This window comes from Micromonospora peucetia, from assembly GCF_900091625.1.
Classification (GTDB): domain Bacteria; phylum Actinomycetota; class Actinomycetes; order Mycobacteriales; family Micromonosporaceae; genus Micromonospora; species Micromonospora peucetia.
In genome coordinates, this window is record NZ_FMIC01000002.1 from 2631340 (window position 1) to 2655099 (window position 23760).

Annotated in this window: 20 protein-coding genes, 3 pseudogenes and 1 riboswitch; of the genes and pseudogenes, 11 read left to right on the forward strand and 12 right to left on the reverse strand. The window is 74.5% G+C overall.

What is annotated here, in order from left to right; all coding sequences use genetic code 11:
• Window positions 1–48: 48 nt before the first annotated feature.
• A complete protein-coding gene (locus GA0070608_RS12305) occupies window positions 49–975 on the reverse strand; it encodes a GNAT family N-acetyltransferase (RefSeq protein WP_091627031.1) in 927 nt (308 codons plus the stop codon).
• A 46-nt stretch (window positions 976–1021) separates the two neighbouring features.
• Entirely contained in the window at window positions 1022–3478 is a 2457-nt protein-coding gene (locus tag GA0070608_RS12310; RefSeq protein WP_091627035.1) for a S8 family serine peptidase, read from the reverse strand.
• Window positions 3479–3557: 79 nt separating this feature from the next.
• Here GA0070608_RS12310 and GA0070608_RS12315 point away from each other — a divergent pair, with 79 nt between their 5' ends.
• Window positions 3558–5372 (forward strand): glycerol-3-phosphate dehydrogenase/oxidase, encoded by a 1815-nt coding sequence (locus GA0070608_RS12315; RefSeq protein WP_091634952.1) that lies wholly within the window; start codon window positions 3558–3560, stop codon window positions 5370–5372.
• Window positions 5373–5457: 85 nt separating this feature from the next.
• On the opposite strand, the pseudogene GA0070608_RS33965 reads toward GA0070608_RS12315, so the two are convergent.
• Window positions 5458–5556 (reverse strand): annotated as a pseudogene (locus tag GA0070608_RS33965) (FAD-linked oxidase C-terminal domain-containing protein); the annotation flags it as partial.
• 32 nt (window positions 5557–5588) lie between these two features.
• Here GA0070608_RS33965 and GA0070608_RS34145 point away from each other — a divergent pair.
• A complete protein-coding gene (locus tag GA0070608_RS34145; protein WP_326564664.1) occupies window positions 5589–6164 on the forward strand; it encodes a DUF4031 domain-containing protein in 576 nt (191 codons plus the stop codon).
• Between the two features lie 21 nt (window positions 6165–6185).
• Here the strand turns inward: GA0070608_RS34145 and GA0070608_RS12335 are convergent, their stop codons facing one another.
• Window positions 6186–6827, reverse strand: coding sequence for an HD domain-containing protein (locus tag GA0070608_RS12335; protein ID WP_091627039.1), 642 nt, complete (start codon window positions 6825–6827; stop codon window positions 6186–6188).
• Window positions 6828–6902: 75 nt separating this feature from the next.
• On the opposite strand from GA0070608_RS12335, the gene GA0070608_RS12340 reads away from it, so the two are divergent.
• Window positions 6903–8147 (forward strand): FUSC family protein, encoded by a 1245-nt coding sequence (locus GA0070608_RS12340; RefSeq protein ID WP_245716097.1) that lies wholly within the window; start codon window positions 6903–6905, stop codon window positions 8145–8147.
• Between the two features lie 299 nt (window positions 8148–8446).
• Here the strand turns inward: GA0070608_RS12340 and GA0070608_RS12350 are convergent, their stop codons facing one another.
• Window positions 8447–9748, reverse strand: coding sequence for an aminotransferase class V-fold PLP-dependent enzyme (locus GA0070608_RS12350; RefSeq protein WP_091627051.1), 1302 nt, complete (start codon window positions 9746–9748; stop codon window positions 8447–8449).
• A 46-nt stretch (window positions 9749–9794) separates the two neighbouring features.
• Window positions 9795–9915: riboswitch (SAM riboswitch) on the reverse strand.
• Window positions 9916–9937: 22 nt separating this feature from the next.
• On the opposite strand from GA0070608_RS12350, the gene GA0070608_RS12355 reads away from it, so the two are divergent.
• A complete protein-coding gene (locus tag GA0070608_RS12355; protein WP_091627055.1) occupies window positions 9938–11428 on the forward strand; it encodes a PrsW family intramembrane metalloprotease in 1491 nt (496 codons plus the stop codon).
• A gap of 62 nt (window positions 11429–11490) precedes the next feature.
• Here the strand turns inward: GA0070608_RS12355 and GA0070608_RS32610 are convergent, their stop codons facing one another.
• Together GA0070608_RS32610 and GA0070608_RS12360 are read right to left on the reverse strand one after the other, a co-directional pair.
• A complete protein-coding gene (locus tag GA0070608_RS32610) occupies window positions 11491–11658 on the reverse strand; it encodes a hypothetical protein (RefSeq protein WP_176733707.1) in 168 nt (55 codons plus the stop codon).
• 104 nt (window positions 11659–11762) lie between these two features.
• Complete coding sequence (locus GA0070608_RS12360; RefSeq protein WP_091627060.1) at window positions 11763–12101, reverse strand: GroES family chaperonin; 339 nt, start codon at window positions 12099–12101, stop codon at window positions 11763–11765.
• 158 nt (window positions 12102–12259) lie between these two features.
• Here GA0070608_RS12360 and GA0070608_RS12365 point away from each other — a divergent pair, with 158 nt between their 5' ends.
• A complete protein-coding gene (locus tag GA0070608_RS12365) occupies window positions 12260–13558 on the forward strand; it encodes an AI-2E family transporter (protein ID WP_091627063.1) in 1299 nt (432 codons plus the stop codon).
• 106 nt (window positions 13559–13664) lie between these two features.
• Here GA0070608_RS12365 and GA0070608_RS34280 read toward each other — a convergent pair.
• Window positions 13665–14354, reverse strand: a pseudogene (locus GA0070608_RS34280) (ATP-dependent DNA helicase); the annotation flags it as partial.
• Between the two features lie 156 nt (window positions 14355–14510).
• Window positions 14511–15869 (reverse strand): annotated as a pseudogene (locus GA0070608_RS34285) (ATP-dependent DNA helicase); the annotation flags it as partial.
• Between the two features lie 138 nt (window positions 15870–16007).
• Between GA0070608_RS34285 and GA0070608_RS12375 the strand changes: the two are divergent.
• A complete protein-coding gene (locus GA0070608_RS12375) occupies window positions 16008–16514 on the forward strand; it encodes a DUF402 domain-containing protein (protein ID WP_091627077.1) in 507 nt (168 codons plus the stop codon).
• Between the two features lie 7 nt (window positions 16515–16521).
• Here the strand turns inward: GA0070608_RS12375 and sigJ are convergent, their stop codons facing one another.
• Complete coding sequence (sigJ, locus tag GA0070608_RS12380; RefSeq protein WP_091634956.1) at window positions 16522–17487, reverse strand: RNA polymerase sigma factor SigJ; 966 nt, start codon at window positions 17485–17487, stop codon at window positions 16522–16524.
• Between the two features lie 165 nt (window positions 17488–17652).
• On the opposite strand from sigJ, the gene GA0070608_RS12385 reads away from it, so the two are divergent.
• The 3 genes from GA0070608_RS12385 (at window position 17653) to GA0070608_RS12395 (ending at window position 19621) form a co-directional block, all read left to right on the forward strand.
• Window positions 17653–17868, forward strand: coding sequence for a hypothetical protein (locus tag GA0070608_RS12385; protein ID WP_245716099.1), 216 nt, complete (start codon window positions 17653–17655; stop codon window positions 17866–17868).
• A gap of 117 nt (window positions 17869–17985) precedes the next feature.
• Complete coding sequence (locus GA0070608_RS12390) at window positions 17986–18612, forward strand: DUF47 domain-containing protein (RefSeq protein WP_088998168.1); 627 nt, start codon at window positions 17986–17988, stop codon at window positions 18610–18612.
• A 4-nt stretch (window positions 18613–18616) separates the two neighbouring features.
• On the forward strand, window positions 18617–19621 hold the full coding sequence (locus tag GA0070608_RS12395) for an inorganic phosphate transporter (RefSeq protein WP_091627083.1): 1005 nt from the start codon (window positions 18617–18619) through the stop codon (window positions 19619–19621).
• Window positions 19622–19669: 48 nt separating this feature from the next.
• Here GA0070608_RS12395 and GA0070608_RS12400 read toward each other — a convergent pair whose 3' ends face one another.
• Window positions 19670–20638, reverse strand: a complete 969-nt coding sequence (locus tag GA0070608_RS12400) for a Gfo/Idh/MocA family protein (protein ID WP_091634959.1) — start codon at window positions 20636–20638, stop codon at window positions 19670–19672.
• Window positions 20639–20709: 71 nt separating this feature from the next.
• Between GA0070608_RS12400 and GA0070608_RS12405 the strand changes: the two genes are divergently transcribed.
• The gene (locus GA0070608_RS12405) at window positions 20710–21543 is read left to right on the forward strand and encodes an NUDIX hydrolase (protein ID WP_091627087.1); all 834 of its coding nucleotides are present in this window, start codon (window positions 20710–20712) and stop codon (window positions 21541–21543) included.
• Between the two features lie 4 nt (window positions 21544–21547).
• Here the strand turns inward: GA0070608_RS12405 and GA0070608_RS12410 are convergent, their stop codons facing one another.
• Window positions 21548–22504: a helix-turn-helix transcriptional regulator gene (locus tag GA0070608_RS12410; RefSeq protein WP_091627090.1), complete on the reverse strand. Its 957-nt coding sequence runs from the start codon at window positions 22502–22504 to the stop codon at window positions 21548–21550.
• Window positions 22505–22565: 61 nt separating this feature from the next.
• Here GA0070608_RS12410 and GA0070608_RS12415 point away from each other — a divergent pair, with 61 nt between their 5' ends.
• Window positions 22566–23753 (forward strand): epoxide hydrolase family protein, encoded by a 1188-nt coding sequence (locus GA0070608_RS12415; RefSeq protein WP_091634964.1) that lies wholly within the window; start codon window positions 22566–22568, stop codon window positions 23751–23753.
• Window positions 23754–23760: the final 7 nt, after the last annotated feature.

Here is a 23760-nt window from a genome sequence, read left to right on the forward strand (position 1 = left end):
CCGATGCGGGCGAATGGCGTTATAAGGATCTATGTCCTATTCGCCCCTTCAGCTCCCGAGCGTCCTGCGGTAGAGGAAGAAGACGCGCTCGATCCGGGCACCCGCACTGCCCGAGTAGAAGGCGACCGGCCCCACCCAGCCGATCTGCGCGGCCGGCACGCCCGCCGCCTGCTGGTCGCGTAGGCACCGGCGCAGCAGCACCCCGCCGATCCCCGAGCCCTCGGCCGCCGGGGCGGTGCCCATCGGGCCGAACCAGCTCGGCCGGGACGACCCGTACGCGGCGAAGCCGAGCACCTCGCCGTCGCGTTCGGCCAGGTGACAGCCCGCCCCCTCCCGGCCCACCGAGCCGGCCAGTTCGGCGTCCCAGACCCCGCCGAAGGTGCTGCGGGCGAACTCCGCCAGCGCCGGCAGGTCGGTCGCCCCGGCGCGGCGGACCGTCACGCCCCGCCCGGCCAACCGCGCCTCCGCCGCCTCCGTCGGGCGCAGCGCGGGCGAGTCGTCGTACGACAGGTCGGCCGTCATGTTCCACGCCGTCCGGTCCTGCCGGTAGCCGAGCGCCAGCGCGGCGCAGACCGCCGGGGTGTAGCGCACGTCGATGCCGGGCCAGGCGTAGTACGGCGGATTGCCGGCGAGCAGCACCTCGGCCGCGCCGAGACCGGTGAGGATGCGCTCGGCGGACGACAGCAGCGCCCGTCCCACGCCCCGCCGCCGGTGGGCGGGGTCCACCGCCACCAGGTCCACGTGCCCGAGCCGGGCGTCCCGGGCGGAGACGGAGCAGACCAGCACCCCGACCAGGTCCGCCCCCCGGTACGCGCCCAGTGCGACCACCGGCCGGTCGACGGCCGCCCGGGTCCAGAGCGCGTCCACCACGTCCGGCGCCTCGGCCGCATCCTCGGGCAGGTCCAGCGCCCGGCGGCACAGCTCCGCCACGGCGGGCACCCGGTCGGCGGTCAGCTCGGCGATCTCCGTCTCCATGGTCGCCGACCCTAGATCACCGGGTACGGGGGAGGGCAAGACCTGCTCACCCCCTGGCCTCCCGCACCGCCGCGTACGCGTCGACCAGACCGGCGCCGGTGATGTTCCGGTCGCCCCCGCAGGTCTGCGTCCGGGAGGCGTACGTCGCCCCGGCCGGGGTCGCGGTGTCCCGCAGGATCTGCCGGGTGCGGGGCAGGTCACCGACGAGTGCCGGGTTGGCCGACCACATCAGCGCCACCACGCCCGCCACCTGCGGGGTCGCCATCGAGGTGCCGCTCAGGGCGGCGTAGCCACCGCCCGGCATCGCCGACAACACCTCGTCGCCCGGCGCGACCAGGTCCGGCTTGGCCGCCCCCGGCACCGGGCCCCGGGACGAGAACAGGGTGACCCGGCGCTGCCGGTCCACCGCGCCGACGGTCAGCACGTCCGCGTACGGGGCGGGCGGGTCGTCGATTGAGCCGCAGTACGGGCCGGTGTTGCCAGCCGCGGCCACCACCAGGATGCCGGCGGCGTCCAGGGCGGCTGTCGCCGGCCGGAGCACCCCCGGGTCGCAGCCCTCGATCGGCGGGCAGCCCCACGAGTTGGTGAGGATCTCCGGGGCGCGCGCCGGTCGCCCGTCGGTGAACGGGTCCCCACCCGGCGGGAAGGGCGCCAGCATGAACTGGAGGCAGTCCAGGTAGTACGCGGGGTTGCCGAGGTTGCGGTCCAGGTTGACGCAACCAACCCACCGGGCGCCCGGGGCCACCCCGATGCCGCCCCGGCCCACCGCGCTGCCCGCCGTGTGGGTGCCGTGCCCGCCCTGGTCGATCGGCGCCCGGGTGCCGTTCCACGGGTCGTGCCAGGAGTCGTCGCCGCCCCGGAAGCCGCCGGCCAGCGCGGGGTGCCCGCCGTCCACGCCCGAGTCCGAGCTGCCCACCACGATGCCGGAGCCGTCCACCCCGAGCTGGGACCAGACCCGGTCCGCGCCGAGCATCCGGATGTTCCACTCCGGGCCAGCGGGCGCCGGCGCGGTGCCGTGACTGCGGCCGGCCGGCGCGGGCAGCGGTCGTACCCGCTGGTTGACCAGCACCCGGGCCACCTCCGGCCGGCGCGACAACCAGGCCCGCACCACCGGCCCGCCGTTCACCTCGACCGCGTTCACCAGGTAGTAGGGGGTGTGTTCCAGCCGCAACCGGCGCAGGTCCCGGCGCAGGTCGGCCTGGGTGCGCTCGGCGGTCGCCACCAGCCGTCGGTGGACCTCGCCGACCCGGGCGTCCCGGCCGGCCCGACCGGTCGCCGCCGGTACGCCACCGAGGTCAGCCTGCTCGCGCAGCACCACGAACAGCCGCTCACCGTGCAGGCCGGGCTGGCCGACGCCGACGGCCACCACGCCGACCGTGACCAGCAGAACCGCGGCGGTCACCCCGGCGACCCGCCGGCTCGGCCGCCGGCCCCGGGTCAGCAACGCGCCGTACGCCACAGCGAGGACGGTCGCGGCGGCGAGCCCGGTGCCGGTCGCGGCGGCCACCCAGAACGGCACGTCGCGAGTGCCGGCCAGGACGAGGGTGATCTCCTCGGGGTCGGTGAAGGCCAGCGGGCCGAGCACGCCGAGCCCGACCAGCCAGCGGGCCGCGGGCCGGACGCCGGATGCGCCCGCCCGCCCGGCCGCCCCCGAAGTGCCGGGCGGGATCGCCGGTAGGGCGGCCGGGCGGCGGGCCGCCGCGTGCAGGGCCGCCAGCGCGAAGCCGGCCGGCGGCAGGGTCAGCAGCAGGGGGAGCTGGGCCCCGGACTGCCCGACCCCGGCGGCGAGCAGCAGCAGCGCGACCCCGGCGACAAGCCCGCCGACCAGCACCAGCCGGGCTGGCCGGGGCGGCTCGCCGACGGTGAAGCGGGACCAGAACGCCTCGTCCAGCAGCGCCCCGGCCAGCGCGCCCAGCGCGGCGGCGGCGACCCCGGCGAGCACCGTCTCCAGCAGCCCGCCGAGCGCCCCCAGCCAGACCCAGGGCAGCAGCAGCGCCAGCCCGCCGGCCACCCCGAGCAGTGTGACCGCCGGCGCGGGCACCCGGGGCGTCGCGCCGGCCCCGCGCCGGGCGAGCGCCCGCAGCACGAGAGCGGCCAGGGCGGCCGTGGCGGCCAGCGCGGCGAGGTACGCCTCGTGGTGTACCGGCGGGATCGCCCGGAGCAGTCCCAGCGCGCCGAGCACGAGCACCGTCGCCAGCCAGGCCCGCCCGGTGGCGCGGACCGCCGCCGAGCGGGGCAGCAGGGCGAGCGCCAGCGCGGGCCCGCCGACCAGCAGCACGGTGGCCAGGGCCGCTGCCGGCCACAGCCAGACCGCCCGGTCCAGCCCGGAGGCGAGCAGTACCTGGTCGGCCAGCCACCCGCCGAGCTGGCTGACGACGACGAAGCCGACCGTCCAGCAGCCGGCCGCCACCGCCGCCACCGCCGCCCAGGGGCTCGGCCGCTCCGGCCCGGCCGGGCGCCATGGGACGGGCTGGCCAGCGGGGAACGGGGGACCGACCTCCATCCCCCAGACAGTACGGCGCGGACGGCGCGTGCCGCGCGGTGGCGGCGACAGTTACCGTGGACGGGTGCGTGACCCCAACGTGTCCCGAACCGCAGCCGGTCAGCTCTCCCCCGAGCGCCGGGCCGCCGACCTGCGCCGCCTGCGCGCCGAACGCTTCGACGTGCTGGTCATCGGCGGTGGCGCGACCGGGGCCGGAGCCGCCCTGGACGCGGCCTCGCGGGGGCTCAAGGTGGCCCTGGTGGAGGCGCGCGACTACGCCGCCGGCACCTCCAGCCGCTCCAGCAAGCTCATCCACGGTGGCCTTCGCTACCTGGAGCAACTGGAGTTCCACCTGGTGCACGAGGCGCTCACCGAGCGTGGGCTGCTCGCCACCCGGCTCGCCCCGCACCTGGTCCGGCCGGTGCCCATCCTGGTCCCGCTGCCCGACGGGCGAGGCGTGCGCGGCCTGCCCGGCCGGCTGTTCCGCCGCTCCTACTACGGCGCCGGCGTGGCGGCCTACGACGCCTTCGCCGGGATCTTCGGCGGTGGCCGGGGCATGCCGCTGCACCGGCACCTGACCCGCGAGGGCACCCGCCGGGTCTTCCCCAGCCTGCGCGCCGACGCGGTGGCCGGCGCGATCCGCTACTACGACGGGCAGGTCGACGACGCGCGGCTGGTGGTGACCCTGGCCCGCACGGCGGCCAGCCTCGGCGCGACCGTGGTGAACAGCACCCGGGCCGTCGGGCTGATCCGGCAGGCCCGCGAGGTCACCGGCGTACGGGTCCGGGACCTGGAGGCGCCCGCCGGCTCACCGGACGCCGAGTTCGAGGTACGCGCCCGCACCGTCATCGCCGCCACCGGCGTGTGGAGCGACGACATGTCGCGGATGCTGAACGATGTCGGGCTGCGTCCCGGCATCCGCGTCCGGGCCTCCAAGGGTGTGCACCTGGTGGTACCCCGCTCGGCGATCACCGGCGAGGCCGGGCTGATCCTGCGTACGGCGACCAGTGTGCTCTTCGTCATCCCGTGGGGCGGGCACTGGATCATCGGCACCACCGACACCGACTGGCGGCTCGACCGGTCCCACCCGGCCGCCTCCGCCCGGGACATCGACTACCTGCTGGACCAGGTCAACGCGGTGCTCGACCGGCCGCTCACGACGGCCGACATCGAGGGGGTCTACGCCGGGCTGCGGCCACTGCTGGCCGGCGAGGCCGACTCCACCTCCAAACTGTCCCGCGAGCACGCTGTCTTCGAGCCGATGCTCGGTCTGCTGCTGGTCGCGGGCGGCAAGTACACGACGTACCGGGTGATGGCCTCCGACGTGGTGGACCGGGCCGCCCACCGGCTCGGTGCCGTACGCCCCTCCCGCACCGCCGACCTGCCGCTGCTCGGCGCCGACGGCTATCCGGCGATGTGGCGGGACCGGGCGGACCTGGCCCGCCGGCACGGGGTGCCGGTCGGGGTGGTCGAGCACCTGCTGGAGCGCTACGGCACCCTCACCCGTGACCTGCTCGCGTTGATCGACGCGGATCCGCTGCTGGCCTCCCCGCTGGCCGGCGCACCGGAATACCTGGCCGCCGAGGTGACGTACGCGGCCCGGGCCGAGGGGGCACTGCACCTGGAGGACGTGCTCACCCGGCGGACCCGGATCTCCTTCGAGACCGCCCACCGGGGCCTGGAGTCGGCCGGCCACGCGGCCGAGCTGATGGCCGCGGTGCTCGGCTGGGACGAGGCCACCCGGGCCCGCGAGGTGGAGCACTACCGGGCCCGGGTGGAGGCGGAGCGCCAGTCCCAGCTGATGCCCGACGACGCCACGGCCGACGCCGCCCGGCTCGGCGCGCCCGACGTGCGGGGCTTCGCAGCGGACCGCGGCGCGGACGACGACCAGGCCGAACTGCCGTCGTCCCGCTGACCGGCCCGGCCCCGGTCACCCCTGCATCCGCCGCTTGCCCCGGTGGTCCTCACCCGTGGTGGGGTAGGAGCCCGGACCGCGGCGGTCAGAGGACCTTGCCGGGGTTGAGCAGGCCGGTCGGGTCCAGGGCGGCCTTGATCGCCTGGTGCACCCGTAGGCTCACCGGGCCGATCTCGCGGGCCACCAACCGGCCCTCGGGCGGGTAGCTTGGCCGACATGCTCTACCTGGACCGGCCCGCCTGGCCGTGGCGGGGGCGGCTCTGGTCCCACCTGATCAGCGACGTGTCCCCCGCCGAGCTGCACGCCTTCGCCGAGGCGCTGGCTGTGCCCCGGCGGGGGTTCGACCGGGACCACTACGACATCCCGGCCGAGCGGTTCGCCGTGGCGGTCTGGTTGGGCGCCCGGGTGGTGCCGAGCCGTGAACTGGTGCGTCTGCTCCGCCAGTCCGGCCTCCGCCGCCCCAAACACCTGTCCCACCCAACGCCCCAACCCCCAACCCACCCACCCCAACCCAACGCCCCAACCAACGCCCCAACCCACCCCAACCCCGCCCCAACCCACCCCAATGTCCCAGCCCACCCAGCCCAGCCCTCAACCCAACCGCCCCTGAACCAACCCACCTTCCCGCCCCGCGATCTTGCACTTTCTGCCCTCCCTATGGGTGATCAGTGGCTTTCGTCGGGGCCAAAACCGCAAGATCGCCGCGGGCTGGAGGGCAGAGGCGAGGGCAGGGGCAGGCCGGAGTGCGGGGGGCGAGTGCAGGGGCGGGGGCAGGGTGAGGGGCGAGGGTGAGGGGCGGGGCTAGGGGCGGGGCTAGGGGAGGGCGAGGGTGGTTAGTTCGCGGGTGAGGTTGGCGCGGGCGCGGGGTTCCCAGCGCCGGGCCAGTGGCGGCAGCCGGTACAGCGCGGGCAGGGCGAGCAGGCCGGCGAGCACCCGGGCCCGGCCGGCCCGGAAGGCCGGGTCGGGCACGTGCGCGTACTCCTGGCGGATCGCGGCGGCGTAGCGGTCGTACGCCTCGGGCGGCGCCGCGAGGACGGCCAGGTCGGCGTCGCAGAGCAGCGCGCCGTCGGCGTCGCCCGGGTCGACGGCGTGCCCGGCGGTGAGCAGCACCAGCCGGCGCACCTCGGCCACGGCGTCGGCCGGCAGGCCCGCCCCGGTGAGTAGCGTGCCGGCGAGCGCCGCGCTGTCGCGCTCGTTGGCGTCACCCCCGGCGCGCGGATCGTAGACCGCGTCGTGACACCAGGCCGCGAGGCGCACCAGGTCCGGCCGCCCGGCGGACGGCGCGTGCGCGTCGACCACGTCGAGGACGGCCGTCAGGTGGTCCGGGGTGTGATGGTGCCGGTGCGGCTCTCGCCAACGGGCCAGCAGTTCCGCGCCGACCCGGGTCAGCGCCGCCGGGTCGGTCACCCCGGCGCCCCGGGCCGCGGCCCGCCACCGGTCGAGAAGGTCAACCACCCGGCCGAGTCTGCCCCACCGCCGCCATCGCCGGAGGATTCACCGGACGTGGCACGGGTAGTCCCCGCCATGGCCGTGGCCCGGGACCGTCGCCCCTCACTGGTGCGACGCGTCATCCTGCGCGACCGGGGTACGGACGTCGAAGGGCCGCGCATCGGCGAGGCGGTGGCGCACCTGCGGCAGCGCGGCAAACTCACCCTGCACGACCGTCTGCACCGGCTGAAGATGGCGATGGGCCTCGCCGTGCAGGCCGGCCTCGCCGCCGGGCTGGCCTGGCTGGCGGCGCACGAGCTGCTCGGCAACCCGCAGCCGGTCTTCGCGCCGATCTCCGCGGTCGGCACCCTCGCCGCCTCGGTCGGCCAGCGGTTCCGCCGCACGGTGGAGCTGATCGCCGGGGTGGGGATCGGGGTCGCCGTCGGTGACTTCCTCATCTATCTGCTCGGCACCGGGCCGTGGCAGCTGGGGCTGGTGGTCACCCTGGCGATCTTGCTGACCATCTTCGCGGGCGCCAGCGTGGCCATCGTCATCCAGGCGGCGGCCACGGCGGTGCTGATCGTCACGCTCAGCCCGTCGACCGAGAACCTGGAGATCCCCAGGTTCATCGACGCGTTCGTCGGCGGTGGCATCGCGCTGCTCGTCACCGCGGTCCTGCTGCCGCTCAATCCGCTGCGGGTCATCAACCGGGCCGCCCGGCCGGCCCTGGACCTGCTCGCCGCCCAACTCGACAACACCGCGGACGCGCTGCGGGAACGGGACCGGGACAAGGCCCAGCTGGCCCTGGACCGGCTCCGCGACAACCAGGAGGAGCTGGCCGCCTTCACCGAGGCCATCGAGGGGGCGAAGGAGACCGCCATCCTCTCGCCGGCCCGTTGGCACCGGCGGGACGAGCTCACCCACTACGCCGAGGCCGCCGAACCGATCGACCGGGCGATGCGCAACGCCGGCACGTTGACCCGGCGCGCGGTCACCCTGATCGAGGACGGGGAGCCCATCCCGGAGACGATGCCGGACGCGGTGGCCCACCTCGCCGAGTCGGTACGCCTGCTCAAGCACGAGTTCGCCGTCGCCGAGGAGCCGGAGAAGGCTCGGGAGCGGGCGCTGCGCGCGGTCGGCGAGGCCGGCCGGGCGTACGCCGAGGGGGTCGGCTTCTCCGGCAGCGTGGTGATCGCACAGGTGCGGACCACCGCCAGCGACCTGATGGTGGCCTCCGGCATCAGCCAGGAGGAGGCGAACCGTGGCGTCCGGCAGTCCTTCGGCGACCAGGACCGAGCGCACGATCACGGCCCCCCGAAGCCACCCACCGCCCCGCCGCTTGGCTGACCACCCCGCCGCCCCACCACCCACCGCTCACAGCCCCGCCCCTCTCGCTCACAACCCTGCCCCCTCGCCCGCCGCCCCCGCCTCGCTCGCGCCCCGCGCACCCGCCCCCTCGCCCGCGATCTTGCACTTTCGGCCCCTAAGGCGCGGCTTTAGTCCGGTTTGCCGGGGCAGTAAGTGCAAGATCGACGGGGCGGGAGCGCGGGGCGGGAGCGCGGGGCGGGAGCGCGGGGCGGGAGGCGGGAGGCGCGGGAAGGGCAGGGGTGGGAGGCGCGGGGCGGGGGAAGGGGAGGGCGGGGAGGTCAGGGCAGGGTGGTCAGGGCGGTCAGGAGGCGGTCGACGTGGTCTGTCGTGCTGCCCAGGCCGATGCTGGCGCGCAGGGCGGTCGGTGGCAGGTCCCGCCGGCCGCTGCGGGCCGCCGCCTCGTCGAGCAGCCGCCGGGCCAGCGGATGGGCGCAGAAGAGGCCGTCGCGCACCCCGATGTCGTACGACGTGGCCAGTTCCGCCGCCACCTCCGCCGAGTCCCGGCCGGCCACCACGAACGACACGATGCCCACCCGGGACGCCGCCGGCCCGAACGTGCGCAGCTCCACCACGTGCGGCAGGGCCGCGATGCCGTCGCGCAGCCGGGCCAGCAGGGCCTGCTCGGTGTCGTGCAGGGCGGCCCGGTCGGCGTCGGCCAGGGCGGCGCAGACCGCGGCCAGGGCGACCGCGCCGAGCAGGTTCGGCGTGCCCGCCTCGTGCCGGGCCGGGCCGGTCGCCCACCGTACGTCGTGGGTGGCCGCCCCGACGTGGCTGGTGGCGCCGCCGCCGACCAGGTACGGCGGCGCCGCGTCCAGCCAGTCCGCCCGCCCGACGAGCACCCCCGTGCCGAACGGCGCGTACAGCTTGTGGCCGGAGACCGCGAGGTAGTCGACGTCGAGTGAGGCGACGTCCACCGGTGCGTGCGGGGCGAGTTGCGCGGCGTCCACCGCGATCCGGGCACCGTACCGCCGGGCCACCTGGGCCAGCTCGGCCACCGGCCAGCGCTCGCCGGTCACGTTGCTGGCGGCGGTCACCGCCACCAGCACGGGCGGGCCCTGGTCGACGCCGGGGCGCGCGGGATGTGTGACTGGGCCGCCCCTCCCGTCCGGCCTGCGCAGCTCGCTGAGCGCGGCGGCCAGCGCGCGGACCGCCTCGGCCGGCTCCCGGGGCACCGGCAGCCGGACCGAGCCGCGCGGCCAGGGCAGCAGGTTGGCGTGGTGCTCCCCGCCGAAGGTGACCACCGTGGTGCCGGCGGGCAGGGCCCGGGCCAGCAGGTTCAGCGCGTCGGTGGTGTTGCGGGTGAAGATCACGTGGTCTTCGGCGCGGGCGCCGAAGAAGTCACCGACCGTCTGCCGGGCGCGTTCGTAGGCGAGGGTGCAGCGCCGCGACAGGGCCCCGGCGCCGCGATGCACGCTGGCGTACCAGGGCAGCAGCTCGGCCACCGCGTCGGCCGCGGCTCGCGCGCAGGGCGCGGTGGCGGCGTAGTCCAGGTTTACCTGGCCGGGTACGCCGAGCACGCCGAGCGGCCCGGCGACGGTGGGCGGCTGCGGTGCGGGCGAAGGCGCGAGGGTGACGGTCATGGCCGACCTCCGGGTCCAGGGACCCCGGGTGGGCGCACACGGGCGGGGTCCGCGCTTGCCCGGCACGCGGATCGCGCCGGGCCCGGTCATCACCCGGGGCACCCCACCGCGAACTCGACGAGGGTTGCCGGCCAGCAAACCGGGGCTTGACGCTGGCGCTCGTGACCTGCCGGCAGCATAGCCGGGTGAATGCGGCCGAACCAGCCGGCCGGGGATGGCTACGCTGACCGCATGGCCGACACCCCGCCCGGCGCACCGCTGCCGCCGACCGCGCCCGCCGTTCCGCCGCCGGTCGGGGCCGGGCCCCGGATGCCGGTGCGCCGGCCGGGTTGGCCCCGGTACCTGGTGCTGGCCGGGACCGTCGTGTTCATCGCGGCCTGCGCGCTGTTCATGGTCTTCAGACTCGGTCAGAATCTCGGCGTCGAGGCGCTGCTGATCGGCCTGGTCGCCGCGATCCTCCCGGTTCCGGTGCTGGTGGGCTGTTTCCTCTGGCTCGACCGCTACGAACCGGAACCCCTGAAGTACCTGATCTTCTGCTTCGCCTGGGGCGCGTTCGTCTCCACCGCCGCATCGCTGGAGGTCAACGGCTTCTTCGCGGGGCTGTTCGAGGACTGGGGGCTGCCGGACGGGCTGACCGCGGTGCTGGTCGCGCCGTTCATCGAGGAGCTGACCAAGGCCATCGGGCCGATCCTGCTGCTGATCTTCCGCCGGCGGGAGTTCTCCGGCATCACCGACGCCCTGGTCTACTGCGGGCTCTCCGCGGTCGGCTTCGCCATGGTGGAGAACATCCTCTACCTGGGCGGTCACGGCTACGCCAGCGGCGCGCAGCAGTACGGGCCGGCGACCGGCACCCAGCAGGTCATCGCCATCTTCATCGTCCGGATCCTGCTCTTCGGCTTCGCCCACCCGCTGTTCACCTCGATGACCGGGGTGGGGCTGGGCATCGCCGCGCGCGCCGCCAACCGGTGGGTCCGGGTGCTCGCCCCGATCGCCGGCCTGCTGTTGGCGATGATGCTGCACGGCCTCTGGAACCTGCTGCCCACGCTCACCCAGGCCACCGGCGAAACGTTGATCATGTTGTACGGCTTCATCGGCGTGATGGTGCCGTTGTTCTTCGGCATGGTCGGGCTCGCCCTGTGGCTGCGGGCCTGGGAGGGGCGGATCACCGAGCGGACCCTGCCGGACTACGTCCGGGCCGGCTGGCTCACCCCGCCCGAGGTGGCGGCGCTGAGCAGCCTGGGGCGGCGGCACGCGGCCCGGGTGTGGGCCAAGCGGGTGGCCGGCGATGGCGGGCTGAGGGCGATGCGCGGCTACCAGTTCGCGGCGACCCGGCTGGCGCTGCTGCGCGACGGCGCGTTGCGCGGCCTGGACCGGAGCCCGGTTGACCGGGACCGGACAGCACGGGAGGAACGGGAGCTGCTGGAGGCGATCGGCGCGTACCGGTCGTTCTTCACGGGCCGGGACCCACAGGCGCCGGTGGGGATCTGGGACGGGCACCGCTACCACCTGCGGTTCCCGGACGGCACGCAGCGGTCGGTCGAGGCGCCGGACGAGCCCGTCGTGCCGATCCCGGTGGTGCTCGTCCCGCCGCCACCCCCGCCCGGCTACGGCCCACCCGGCTGGTACGGCCACGGCCACGGCCAGCGACCGGCCGCGCCGTGGCCCCCCGGCCACCCCTGACCCGTACGCCCAGCCACCCCTGACCCGAGACCGGGGCCGCCCCGTGAGGTCGGCCCCGGTCGTCAGGTCATCAGGCTGGTGAGGAAGTCACCGAGACCCTGCGCCATCGCCATCAGTCCCGCCCCGATCGCCTTGAACATCTCCGCCGCGCCCTCCGGCCGGAAGGCCATGAAGTAGATCAGGAACGCGACGCTCCCCCAGAGCAGAACCTTCTTCACGAGTACCGGCATCGCGTCCCTCCCCAGGGCCGGTGGTGCGGTTGGCTTCCCGGCGGGGAGCGACGCAAACGACACCGGCGCCCTCATCCGGGCGGGCGGGGGCGGGCGGGGTGGGATCAGAGGTAGAGGCCGGTGGAGTTGTTCTCCACCCGCTCGGCGGCCACGGCGTGCACGTCGCGCTCGCGCAGCAGCACGTAGCCGCGCCCGTGCAGCTCGACCTCGGAGCGGTCGTCGGGGTCGAAGAGGACCCGGTCGCCTGAGACGATGGCGCGCACGTTCGGCCCGACCCCCACGGCGGTGGCCCAGGCCAGGCGTTTGCCCACGGCGGCGGTCGCCGGGATCACGATGCCGGCGGTCGAGCGTCGCTCACCCTCGCTCCCCTCCACCCGCACCAGCACGCGGTCGTGCAACATGCGGATCGGCAGCCCGGAGTCGAGATTCTGGTCGGCGGTCACGCCGGAAACGCTACCGTGTCCCCGTCGGCCGGCCGTGGGCGGTTACGCGCCGGGGGCCGGGGGCAATGTGTGGCGGACCTGCCATACGGTGGCGTCGTCGGACGTATCCTGTCCGCCCACCTGCGTGGGCGGGCCGATTCTCTTGCCAGGAGGTGCGCTTGAGCCGCTTCGAGCGGATACGCGGACGGCTCCGTCGCGCGTACGAGTCGGGCCGGGAGTCGACGCGCGTCCGCCGTACGGCCCCGGCCGACGATCCCGCGACGGCCGGCGTGGCCTCGCCGACGTCCCCCGGGCCGGTGGCGGCACCGTCCGCGACCGTGGTCGGCGCGGCGCCGCCCGCGGCCATGCACAACTCCACCTCCAGCCGGGACGACGCGGACGTCCCGCACGGGCTGCGGATCGCCGCTGCCTGGTCCTGGCGGCTGATCGTGATCGGTGTCGTCGCCTGGGCGCTGCTGAAGGTCGTCGGCACCGTCAAGATCGTGGTCATTCCGCTGGCCGTCGCGCTGCTGCTCTCGGCGTTGCTGGCGCCGGCGGTCGGCTGGCTGTTGCGGGCCCGACTGCCCCGCTCCCTGGCGACGGCGGTGGTGCTGGTCGGCGGCCTGGCCGGGGTGATCGGCACGCTGACCCTGGTGGTGAACGAGTTCATCCAGGGCGTGCCGGAGCTGAGCAAGAAGTCCTCGGAGGGCGTCCGGCAGATCCAGGACTGGCTGAAGACCGGCCCGCTGCACCTCTCGGACGGCCAACTCGACAACTACATCGAGGAGGGCCAGAAGTGGATCAACAACAACACCGAGAAGTTCACCAGCGGTGCCCTCTCCACGGCCGCCACGCTGGCTGAGGTGTTGACCGGCACGCTGCTGGTGCTCTTCGCCACCTTCTTCTTCCTGCGCGACGGCAGCAAGATCTGGCGCTTCCTGGTCCGGCTGCTGCCGGTGGCGGCCCGCTGGAAGGTCGACGACGCCGGGCGGGCGTCCTGGGCGACGCTGGTCGCCTACGTCCGGGCGACCGTGCTGGTCGCCTTCATCGACGCGGTCGGCATCGGCGTCTTCCTGGTCATCTTCGACATCCCGTTCGCCTTCCCGCTCGCCGCGCTGGTCTTCCTCGGGGCGTTCATCCCGATCGTCGGCGCGACCCTGTCGGGCGTCGTCGCGGTCCTGGTCGCGCTGGTCGACAGCGGCCTGGTGACCGCGCTGATCATCCTCGGCGTGGTGATCGGGGTGCAGCAGGTGGAGGGACACCTCCTCCAGCCGCTGATCATGGGCCGGGCGGTGGCCATCCACCCGCTCGCGGTGATCATCGGAATCGCGGCCGGTGTGGTCCTCGCCGGGATCACCGGCGCGCTGGTCTCCGTGCCGCTGATCGCCGTGCTCAACACGGCCGTCCGCCGGCTCGCCGCCCGCACCGTTCCGGACACCCCGCCCGACGCCGTCGTCGTCGCCTCCCAGGCACCCTGACCCGTCCCACCGCGCGGCCACGGGCCCGCACAGCCGCACCGAGAGGGTGGCCCTCCCGAACCCGGGGGGTCACCCTCTCGACGTAGCTGGGAGCGCGGGGCCGTCGTCAGGGCTTGGCGAGGCGTTCGAGCGCGCCGCGGGCGACCTCCGGCCGGGTGGTGTACCAGAACGGCGGCAGCGACCGGCGCAGGAACGGCCCGTACCCCCGGGCGGTCTCCAACCGTGAGTCGAGCACCGCCACCACGCCCTTGTCGCCCGTCGACCTGATCAGCCGGCCCACCCCCTGGGCCAACCGGATCGCGGCGATCGGCACGCTGACCGCGGCGAAACCCGACCCGCCGCCGGCGTCCACCGCCGCTGCCCGCGCCGCCGCCAGCGGCTCGTCCGGCCGGGGGAAGGGCAGCCGGTCGATGACCACCAGCTGGCAGGCGTCGCCCGGCACGTCGACCCCCTGCCAGAGCGACATCACCCCGAACAGGCAGCTGGACTTCTCCTCCCGGAACCGGCGCACCAGCAGCGGCAACGACTCCTCGCCCTGGAGCAGGACCGGCAGGTCGGTCCGCGCGCGCAGCAGCTCCGCCGCCTGCTGCGCGGCCCGTCGGGAGGAGAAGAGGCCGAGCGTACGCCCGCCGAGCGCGGTCACCAGCGCGAGCAGCTCCTCGCCGGCCGCGTCGGGCAGCCCGGAGACGCTGGGTCGGGGCAGGTGCGCGGCGACGTACAGGATGCCCTGCCGCCCGTAGTCGAACGGCGAGCCGACGTCGAGGGAGCGCCACCCCGGCCCCGAGGTCGCCGGCACCCCCGGCGTGCCGGTCACCGGGCTGCTCCCGGTGGGTCCGCCGCCCTCCGCCGGGCCGCCGCGTCCGGCCGACTCGTCGGCGCCTCTCCGCCCGCTGCCGGGGCGCCCCGCGGCGGTCCGGGCGGCCAGCGCGGCGGCGGCCGGCGACGGTGGGTCGGCGGTGGGAGCCTCCAGGCCCAGCGCCCGGGCCACCGTGTCGAACCGGCCGCCCAGCGTCAGCGTGGCCGAGGTGGCGACCACCACGCGCTCGTCGTACAGATGGGTGGCGAGGGTGCCGGCGACCGAGAGGGGCGCGACCACCAGCGCCCGGCGACCGGTGTTGTCGTTCTTCTCCACCCACGCGACGTCGTGGTCGGCTTCCTCCAGCAGGCGCTGCGCGGTGGCGGAGAGCTCGTCGAGCACCGCCTTGGCCTGCTGCTTGCGCACCGGGTCCGGGTCGTCGGACTTGACGTCGCCGATCGCGTCGAGCGCCGCCCGGGTGGCCGCGTCGAGCAGCGTGCACGCGTCGCGCAGCGCGGACGGCAGCCCCGAGGTGATCCGCCCGGCGGGCGCCTCGGCCAGCCCGACCGCCAGGGCGTCGCCGGCCGCGGTGAGCGACTCGGCGGTCTCCGGCCGCAGCAGCGGGCGGGCCCGCTTCGCGGAGCGGTCGATCAGCTCCGGCACCAGCTCGGCCTGGGCGGCGGAGGAGACCCGGTCGGCCAGCTCGTGCGCCTCGTCGACGATGAGCAGCTTGTGCGGCGGCACGATGTGCCGGCCGGCGAGCATGTCCACCGCGAGCAGGCTGTGGTTGGTGACGACGATGTCGGCCTCCCGGGCGCGGGCCCGGGACGCCTCGGCGAAGCACTCCGCGCCGAACGGGCAGCGGGAGGCGCCGACGCACTCCCGGGCCGGCATGGACACCAGCCGCCAGGCCTGGTCGTCGACGCCGGGGTCCAGCTCGTCCCGGTCGCCGGTGTCGGTCTTCTCCGCCCAGTCGCGCAGCCGCTGGACCTGCTTGCCGAGCCGGCCCGCCTCACCGAGCCACCGCGTCCCGCCGCCGGGGCGCGCGGCCGGGGCGTCGAAGAGGGTGTCCTCCGGCTCGTCCTCGGTGGAGTTGTCCAGCCGGGCCAGGCAGAGGTAGTGGTGCCGCCCCTTCAGCACCGCGAAGGTGGGCCGCCGCCCGAGCACCGGCTCCACGGCGTCGGCGAGCCGGGGCAGGTCGTGGTCGACCAGTTGGGACTGCAACGCCAGGGTGGCCGTGGAGATCACCACCGGACCGTCCACGGTCAGCGCGGGCGTCAGGTAGGCCAATGACTTCCCGGTGCCCGTGCCAGCCTGCACGAGCAGGTGCTCCCGTGCCTGCACGCACTCCTCGATGGCGGTCGTCATCTGCTGCTGGCCCGGACGCGCCGCCCCACCCGGCACCGCGCCGACGGCGGCAGCGAGCAGCTCCACCCCGCTCGGCCGGGCGCCCCGCCGCCGGCCTCCGGTGCGGGGCGAGGGGGCGGCGGAACCGGTGGCGAGGCGCGGAGTCACCGTGCGACGGTACCCGTCGGCCCCGACGTCGGCCGCGCCGATCCGGGGCGTGGCGTCGTCACGGTACGGTCTCCCACCGACCGCGTCCGGTTACTTCCGTGCGGCGACGGATGGGCGGTATCGGTTAGGGTGCGACTCATGCCGAGCGATGTGGTCCGCGTGATCTACCGCAAGTACGACGGCAGCGCGCACCGTGACTACCCGGCCCGCCGCCTCGCCGAGGACGACCTGGGCGTCTGGCTCGGCGTGACCGAGGGCACGAGGTCCGTCTACCATGGCCGGCCGTCGGTGGAGCAGATTCCGTTCGTCCTGCTGGTGCCGCACCACGCCTGGTGGACCGGCATGTTCAACCCGCCGCCACGGACCAGCGAGGTCTACTGCGACATCGCCAGCCCGGCCCGCTGGGAGAACGACGACACGGTCCACCTCATCGACCTCGACCTGGACGTGGTGCGCCGCCGGGCCACCGGCGCGGTGGAGTTGCGCGACGAGGACGAGTTCGCCGAGCACCGGGCCCGCTTCGGCTACCCGGACGACGTGGTGACGCAGGCCGAGGCGGCAGCCCGATGGCTCCTCGACGCGCTGGGCGACGGCGTCGAACCGTTCGCCACGTCGTACCGGAAATGGCTGGCCCTGGTGGTCTGACCCGGCGTCACCAACGCGGTGGCCAACGGTCCTCGGCCGCCAGCGGCGGCAGGTTGCCCAGCTTCTCCGGGTTGAGTTGGTGGAAGACCCCGGTCACCCGGCCGCCGTCCACCGCGAGGGCGGCGACCACCCGCAGCGGCCGGCCGTCGGAGTGCAGGGTCTCCAGGTGCAGGCCCTCCACGCCGTCGACCAGCACCGGACGGGCGCGCAGCGTGCCGGCGTAGCGGCCGGCCCGGCCGAACAGGCCCAGGATGAGGCGGGCCACCGCGTCGGCACCGAGCACCGGGCGCCGGGCCGCCGGGAAGTGGCCGCCGCTGTCGCCGATCAGGACCACGTCCGGGGCGAGCACCCGCACCAGCGCGGCCAGCTCGCCCGACTCGACGGCGGCCACGAAGGCGGCGAGCACCCGGCGCTGCTCGACCGCGTCGGCGGTGTGCCGGGGAGCGTCGGGCGCGTGCACTGCCCGGCGGGCCCGGGAGGCGAGCTGGCGGGCGGCGGCGTCCGTCGTACCGAGCACCTCGGCGATCCGGGAGAACGGCACGGCGAAGACGTCGTGCAGCACGAAGGCGACCCGCTGCTCCGGCGCGAGCCGCTCCAGCACCACCATCAGGGCGGTGCCGACCTGGTCGGCGCGGACCGCCCGTTCGGCGGGGTCGGGCGCGAAGCCGTCGGTGCGCGGGCCCTGGTCGAGCGGTGCCACCACGGGCTCCGGCAGCCACTGGCCGGGGTACGCCTCCCGCCGTACCCGCGCCGAGCGGAGCACGTCCAGGCAGATCCGGGCGCACGCGGTGGTGAGCCAGGCGCCGAGGTGCCGGATCTCGGCGCGGGCCGTCGGGTCGGCGAGCGCGGCGGCGTACCGCAGCCAGGTCTCCTGCACGGCGTCCTCGGCCTCGCTGCGGCTGCCGAGCATCCGGTACGCCACCGCCAGCAGCCGCCCCCGCTCGGCCTCGAACTCCGTCGCCAGATCCCGCACCACCGCTCCTCCCGCCACCCGCCCCGGCCCGGATTCTTCCGCGCCGGCACAGCTTGTCCCATCCCGTCGGCGGGCGGGTGTAGCGGGGGTGGGTGATGATCCGAGGATGCGAGCGACGACGCCCGGGTCCGCTGGGACGACTACCAGGCCGCGTACGCCGAGGCCCTGGGCCGGTGCGGCAGGGCCACCGCGCCCTGGTACGTGGTGCCGGCGGGCCGCAGGTGGTACCGCGACCGGGCCGTCGCGCACCTGCTCCGGGGAGACGTTCGACACCCTCGATCTCGGGTATCCGCCTGCCGGTTTCGACGTCCGGCACGAACGGGAGCGGCTGCTGGGATCCGAGGGGACGCCGTAGATGAACGGCAGGTGAACGACCGGTGAATGTGGCCTGGCCAGGGGGAGGCCGCCGAATCCGCCGTTCCGCCGTTTTCTAGCATTCCCAGGCGGGCACCCTCCGGGCGGCCGCCACCCTTCCACCGACACGACGAGGTCCGTGCTGTGAAGTTTTCCTTCCGTCCGAACGAGGGCGCCTTTTACGAGCTCTTCACCAGGGCCGCGCAGAACCTGGTGAAGGGCACCGAGCTGCTCAACGAGCTGGCCCTGCCCGGGGTGGAGGTGCAGTCGGTCAGCGAGCGGCTCACCGAGGTGGAGCACGACAGCGACCAGATCACCCACGAGCTGTACAAGAAGATCAACTCTACCTTCATCACGCCGTTCGACCGGGAGGACATCTACCGGCTCGGCTCGCTGCTGGACGACGTGATGGACCACCTGGAGGCGGTCGGCAACCTGCTCTACCTCTACGGCCTGACCAAGCTCCCCTCGCTGCCCCGCGAGATGCACGAGATGGTCAACGTCCTGGACGCACAGGCGAAGCTGACCGCCGACGCGATGCCGCGGCTGAAGTCGATGAAGGACCTCGAGGACTACTGGATCGAGTGCAACCGGCTGGAGAACGACGGCGACCAGGTGTACCGGATGCTGCTGGTCCGCCTCTTCTCCGGCGAGTACGACGCTCTGACCGTGCTGAAGATGAAGGAGGTCGCCGACGAGCTGGAGGCCGCCTGCGACGCCTTCGAGCACGTGGCCAACACCGTCGAGACCATCGCGGTCAAGGAGTCCTGATCCTGTGAGTCCCGAACTCATCGCCGTACTGGCGGTGATCGCGGTGGCATTGGTGTTCGACTACACCAACGGCTTCCACGACGCCGCCAACGCGATCGCGACCAGCATCTCCACCCGGGCGCTCACACCCCGGGTGGCTTTGGCCATGGCGGCGGTCGGCAACTTCATCGGCGCCCACTTCGGCGCCGAGGTGGCCAAGACCGTCGGCAGCGGCCTGGTGAAACTACCCACCGGCACATCGAGCCTCGGCATCGTCTTCGCCGGCGTGATCGGCGCGATCGTCTGGAACCTGGTCACCTGGTACTTCGGCCTGCCGTCGTCCTCGTCGCACGCGCTGATCGGCGGCCTGGTCGGCGCGACCGTCGCCGCGTCCGGCACGGTGCTGTGGAGCGGCATCGGGAAGAGCGTGATCATTCCGATGATCCTCTCGCCGATGGTCGGCTTCGTGCTCGGCTACATCGTCATGATCGCCGTGCAGTGGATCTTCCGGAAGGGCCACCCGGGCAAGCTCAACCGCGGCTTCCGCTGGGCGCAGACCGCGTCCGCCGCCGCCATGTCGGTCGGCCACGGCATGCAGGACGCCGCCAAGACCATCGGCATCGTGGTGCTCGCCCTCTACGTCGGCGGCTTCCAGGACGATCCGAGCCACATCCCGGAGTGGGCGTTCTGGACCTCGGCCGCCGTACTGGCTGCCGGCACGTACTCCGGTGGCTGGCGGATCATCCGGACGCTGGGCCGGAAGATCATCGACCTGAAGCCGCCGGAGGGCTTCGCGGCCGAGACCGTGGCCAGCGGGGTGCTCTACTTCAACGCGCTCGTCCTCGGCGCCCCGATCTCGACGACCCACACGATCACCTCGGCGATCATGGGCGTCGGCGCCACCAAGCGGCTCTCCGCCGTCCGGTGGGGCGTGGCCGGCAACATCGTCGGCGCGTGGATCCTCACCTTCCCGGCCGCCGGCTCGATCGGCGCCCTGATGTACTTCCTGGCCCGTCCGCTGTTCAGCTGAGGTGTAGGGAGGGGCCCTTCGTTGACGAAGGGCCCCTCCCAACCCGCGCTAGGAGTAGTGGACGCCGATCTGGGCGCGGATCCCGTCGAGGAGCGCCATCACCTCCAGCGTGGCGGCGTGCGGCACCAGAGGGCTCTCCAGCAGTCCTTCGGCGAGGCAGCGCTGGACCTCGGCGGCCTCGTACTGGTAGCCGCCGCCGACCAGCTCTTCGGTGATCGTCTCCGGCTCGGCGCCGGCCCGGTGCAGGGTCACCGAGCCGGGGCGGAAGAACGGCTCGGGCAGGTCGATCCGGCCGGTGGTGCCGGTGACCGAGGCGACCAGCGGGGTGGCCCCGACCATGCCGCAGCTGAGCGTGGCGACCGCGCCCGAGTCGTACCCGAGGACGATCCCGGTGTTCTCGTCCACACCCTCCGGGCTCAGCTTCGCCCAGGACCGGACGTGGTCGGGCACGCCGAGCAGCAGGTGGGCCAGGCTGACCGGGTAGACGCCCAGGTCGAGCAGGGCGCCACCGCCGAGGGTGCGGGCCCGCAGCCGGTGCTCCGGCGGGAACGGCCCGGCGGCCCCGAAATCGGCCCGGACGCTGGTCACCGTGCCGATCGCGCCGTCCGCGACCAGCGCGCAGAGTCGGCGTACGAGCGGGTTCGTCCGCATCCACATGGCCTCCATCAGGAAGACCCCGGCCGCGCGGGCGGTGTCGACCAGTTCGGCGCTGGTCGACAGTTCGAGGGTGAACGGCTTCTCCAGCAGCACCGCCCGGCCGGCCGTGAGGCAGGTCAGGGCCGCCTCGTGGTGCGCGGCGTGCGGGGTGGCGACGTAGACGACGTCCAGGTCGTCGTCCGCGGCGAGTTCCGCCCAGGAGGCGTACGCCCGGGGCACGCCGTGCCGGGCCGCGAACCGCTGCGCGCTCTCGGCGGTCCGCGAGCCGACGGCCGCGAGTTCGGCGCCCGGCACCAGCCGCAGGTCCTCGGCGAAACGGGCGGCGATGTGGCCGGTGGCCAGGATGCCCCAACGAGTCATGCCGGCCACGCTAGCGAAGATCACCGGATGGCGGAGCGGGCGATCCACCCGCCGGGAACTAGGCTCGGCGCATGACGATCGACGCCGACGGCTTCCCCGCACCCCCGGCGCTCGTGGAGCATGCCCGCCGGTTCCACGCCGAGGGCGGCACCCCGGCGACGCCCCGGGTCGCGGCCACCGTGCTGCTGCTGCGCCCCGCCGGGGACGACTTCGAGGTGTACCTGATCCGACGGGTCGCCGCGATGGCCTTCGGCGGGATGTACGCCTTCCCCGGCGGAGGGGTCGACCCCTCCGACTCGCAGGCGCACCTGGACTGGGCCGGCCCGCCACCGGCCGGATGGGGCGAGCGGCTGGCGCTGACCCCGCAGGCCGCCCAGGCGGTCGTCTGCGCCGCGGCCCGGGAGGTGTTCGAGGAGGCTGGCGTCCTGCTCGCCGGCCCGGACGCTCAGACCGTGGTGGGCGACGTGAGCGGTGACGACTGGGAGGCCGACCGGGTGGAGCTGGAGCAGCACCGGGGCGGCTTCGCGGACCTGCTCGCCCGGCGCGGGCTCACCCTCCGGTCGGACCTGCTGCTGCCGTGGAGCCGGTGGATCACGCCCGACTTCGAGCCGCGCCGCTTCGACACGTACTTCTTCGTGGCCCTCCTGCCGGAGGGGCAGCGGACCCGGGACGTCTCCGGCGAGACCGACCACACGCTCTGGATCCGCCCGGCGGACGCCCTGGCCCGGGTGGCGGCGGGCGAGCTGAGCATGCTGCCGCCGACCCTGGTCACCCTCGGGCAGGTGGCCGACGCCGGTGGCCTGGCGGGTGTCGTCCGCGCGTCGGCCGACCGGGACGCCGCCAATCCGGTCACCCCCCGGCTGGAGTTCACCGACGACTCCGCGGCCCGGTTCGTGCTCGGCTGACGGGTCACGGCGCCGCGCGCAGGTAACGGTCGGCGATGGTACGCAGGAGGTCGGTGAGCTCCGGTGGATCCTGGACGGTGAAGTCGGCGTCGAGCAGGCCCAGCCAGACCGCCACCGTTTCCAGCCGGTCGGCGCCGGTGTGCAGCAGGCAGCTGCGCGCGTCGACCGGTTCGACGGTGCCGACGGCCGGGTTGATCCGTTCGGTGACCACCTCGGCCGGCGCGTGCACCAGCACCCGGGCGCGGTGTCGCCAGGCTGCCGAGGAGACGCCGTGGCGGACCCGGTCCACCACGTCCTCGGGCAGGTCCCGGGTGGGGAAGCGGGGCCCGACGGGGGTACGCGGGGTGATCCGGTCCACCCGGAACGTCCGCCAGTCGTCCCGCTGCGGGTCGAAGGCCACCAGATACCAGCGGCGCCCCCAGTTGACCAGCCGGTACGGCTCGACGTCCCGCCGGTCGGCGGTGCCGTCGTGCCGGATGTAGTCGAAGCGCAACCGTTCCCGGTCCCGGCAGGCCGCGCTTATCGTGCTGAGCGTCTCCGCGTCCACGGTCGGGGCGGGCGCGTCGTGGGGCACCCGCACGGTGTGGGTGTGCAGCGCGTTGACGCGGCGGCGCAGCCGGTGGGGGAGGACCTGTTCCAACTTCGCGAGCGCGCGCAGCGAGGTTTCCTCGATGCCGGCGACGCTTCCCCCGGCGGCGGTACGCAGCCCGACGGCCACCGCCACGGCCTCCTCGTCGTCGAGCAGCAGCGGGGGCAGCGCTGCACCCGCCCCGAGCCGGTAGCCGCCGACCGCGCCCCGCGTGCCGTGCACCGGGTAGCCCAGGGTGCGCAGCCGCTCCACGTCGTTGCGGACCGTCCGGGTGCTCACCGACAGCCGCTCGGCCAGCTCCGTGCCGGTCCACTCGCGTGGGGTCTGCAACAGTGACAGCAGGCGCAGCAGCCGCGCCGAGGTCTCCAACATCGCCTCATTCTGCCTGCTCATTAGGAACGAACTCTTCCTAATGGGCTCCTACCGTAAGGGCATGGCTGACGACACCGCGATCGTTCCGTTCCGCATCGACATCCCGCAGGCCGACCTCGACGACCTCGCCGACCGGCTGGCCCGCACCCGCTGGGCCGAGGAACTGCCGGCCGACCCCACGGCCACCCCCGAGGGACCGGTGCCGCCCGGCTGGGAGTACGGCGTCCCGGTCAGCTACGTCAAGCGCCTGGTCACGCACTGGCGCACGGCGTACGACTGGCGGGCCTGGGAGGCGAAGCTCAACGCGTACCCGCAGTTCACCACCGAGATCGACGGGCAGAACGTGCACTTCCTGCACGTCCGTTCACCCGAGCCGGACGCCACCCCGCTGATCCTCACGCACGGCTGGCCGACCACGGTCGTCGAGTGGCTGGACGTGATCGGGCCGCTCACCGACCCCCGGGCCCACGGCGGCGACCCGGCGCACGCGTTCCACCTGGTCATCCCGTCGGTCCCCGGCTTCGGCTTCTCCGGCCCGACCGGGGATCGGGGCTGGAACCGGTTCCGGGTGGCCCGGGCCTGGGCGGAGCTGATGCGCCGCCTCGGCTACCACCGGTACGGCTCGGCCGGGAACGACCTCGGCGCGTTCATCGCCCCTGAGGTGGGCCGGGCCGACCCGGAGCACGTGATCGGCGTGCACGTCACGCAGGTCTTCTCACTGCCGTCCGGGGACGCCGACGAACTGGCCGCCCTCTCGGAGGAGGAGCGGGGCAAGCTGGCGTTCGCCGACTGGCACGTGCAACGGCACGGCGGCTACGACCGGCTCCACTCGACCGAGCCACAGAACGTCGCGCACGCGCTGGCCGACTCACCGGCCGGCCTGCTCGGCTGGGTGGCCCAGCTGATGGGCGAGCAACTCGACCCCGACTACGTCCTCACCAACGCGACGATCTACTGGCTGACCAACACCGCCGCCTCCTCGGCCCGTTTCTACTACGAGGACGCGGAGGTGGTCCCATCCGCCCAGAAGGTCAACGGTCGTGGCACCACGCCCCTGGAGCCGACCACCGTGCCGCTGGGGCTGGCCAACTTCCCCTGGGACTTCCAGTCCATCCGTACGCTCGCCGAGCGGGACCACGAGAACATCGTCTCCTGGCAGACGTACGACCGGGGCGGCCACTTCGCCGCCCGCGAGGTGCCCGACCTGCTGGTGGACGACCTGCGCCGGTTCTTCGCGACGCTGCCCTGATCCCGGC

Excerpts from the sequence above, each read along its gene's own strand:
- GA0070608_RS12355 (WP_091627055.1), top strand. The coding sequence starts at position 9,938 with ATGCGGCCGAACCAGCCGGCCGGGGATGGCTACGCTGACCGCATGGCC.
- GA0070608_RS12375 (WP_091627077.1), top strand. The coding sequence starts at position 16,008 with ATGCCGAGCGATGTGGTCCGCGTGATCTACCGCAAGTACGACGGCAGC.
- GA0070608_RS12415 (WP_091634964.1), top strand. The coding sequence starts at position 22,566 with ATGGCTGACGACACCGCGATCGTTCCGTTCCGCATCGACATCCCGCAG.
- GA0070608_RS12305 (WP_091627031.1), bottom strand. The coding sequence starts at position 975 with ATGGAGACGGAGATCGCCGAGCTGACCGCCGACCGGGTGCCCGCCGTG.
- GA0070608_RS12410 (WP_091627090.1), bottom strand. The coding sequence starts at position 22,504 with ATGTTGGAGACCTCGGCGCGGCTGCTGCGCCTGCTGTCACTGTTGCAG.
- GA0070608_RS12350 (WP_091627051.1), bottom strand. The coding sequence starts at position 9,748 with ATGACCGTCACCCTCGCGCCTTCGCCCGCACCGCAGCCGCCCACCGTC.
- GA0070608_RS12310 (WP_091627035.1), bottom strand. The coding sequence starts at position 3,478 with ATGGAGGTCGGTCCCCCGTTCCCCGCTGGCCAGCCCGTCCCATGGCGC.
- GA0070608_RS34145 (WP_326564664.1), top strand. The coding sequence starts at position 5,589 with ATGCTCTACCTGGACCGGCCCGCCTGGCCGTGGCGGGGGCGGCTCTGG.
- GA0070608_RS12400 (WP_091634959.1), bottom strand. The coding sequence starts at position 20,638 with ATGACTCGTTGGGGCATCCTGGCCACCGGCCACATCGCCGCCCGTTTC.
- GA0070608_RS32610 (WP_176733707.1), bottom strand. The coding sequence starts at position 11,658 with ATGCCGGTACTCGTGAAGAAGGTTCTGCTCTGGGGGAGCGTCGCGTTC.
- GA0070608_RS12405 (WP_091627087.1), top strand. The coding sequence starts at position 20,710 with ATGACGATCGACGCCGACGGCTTCCCCGCACCCCCGGCGCTCGTGGAG.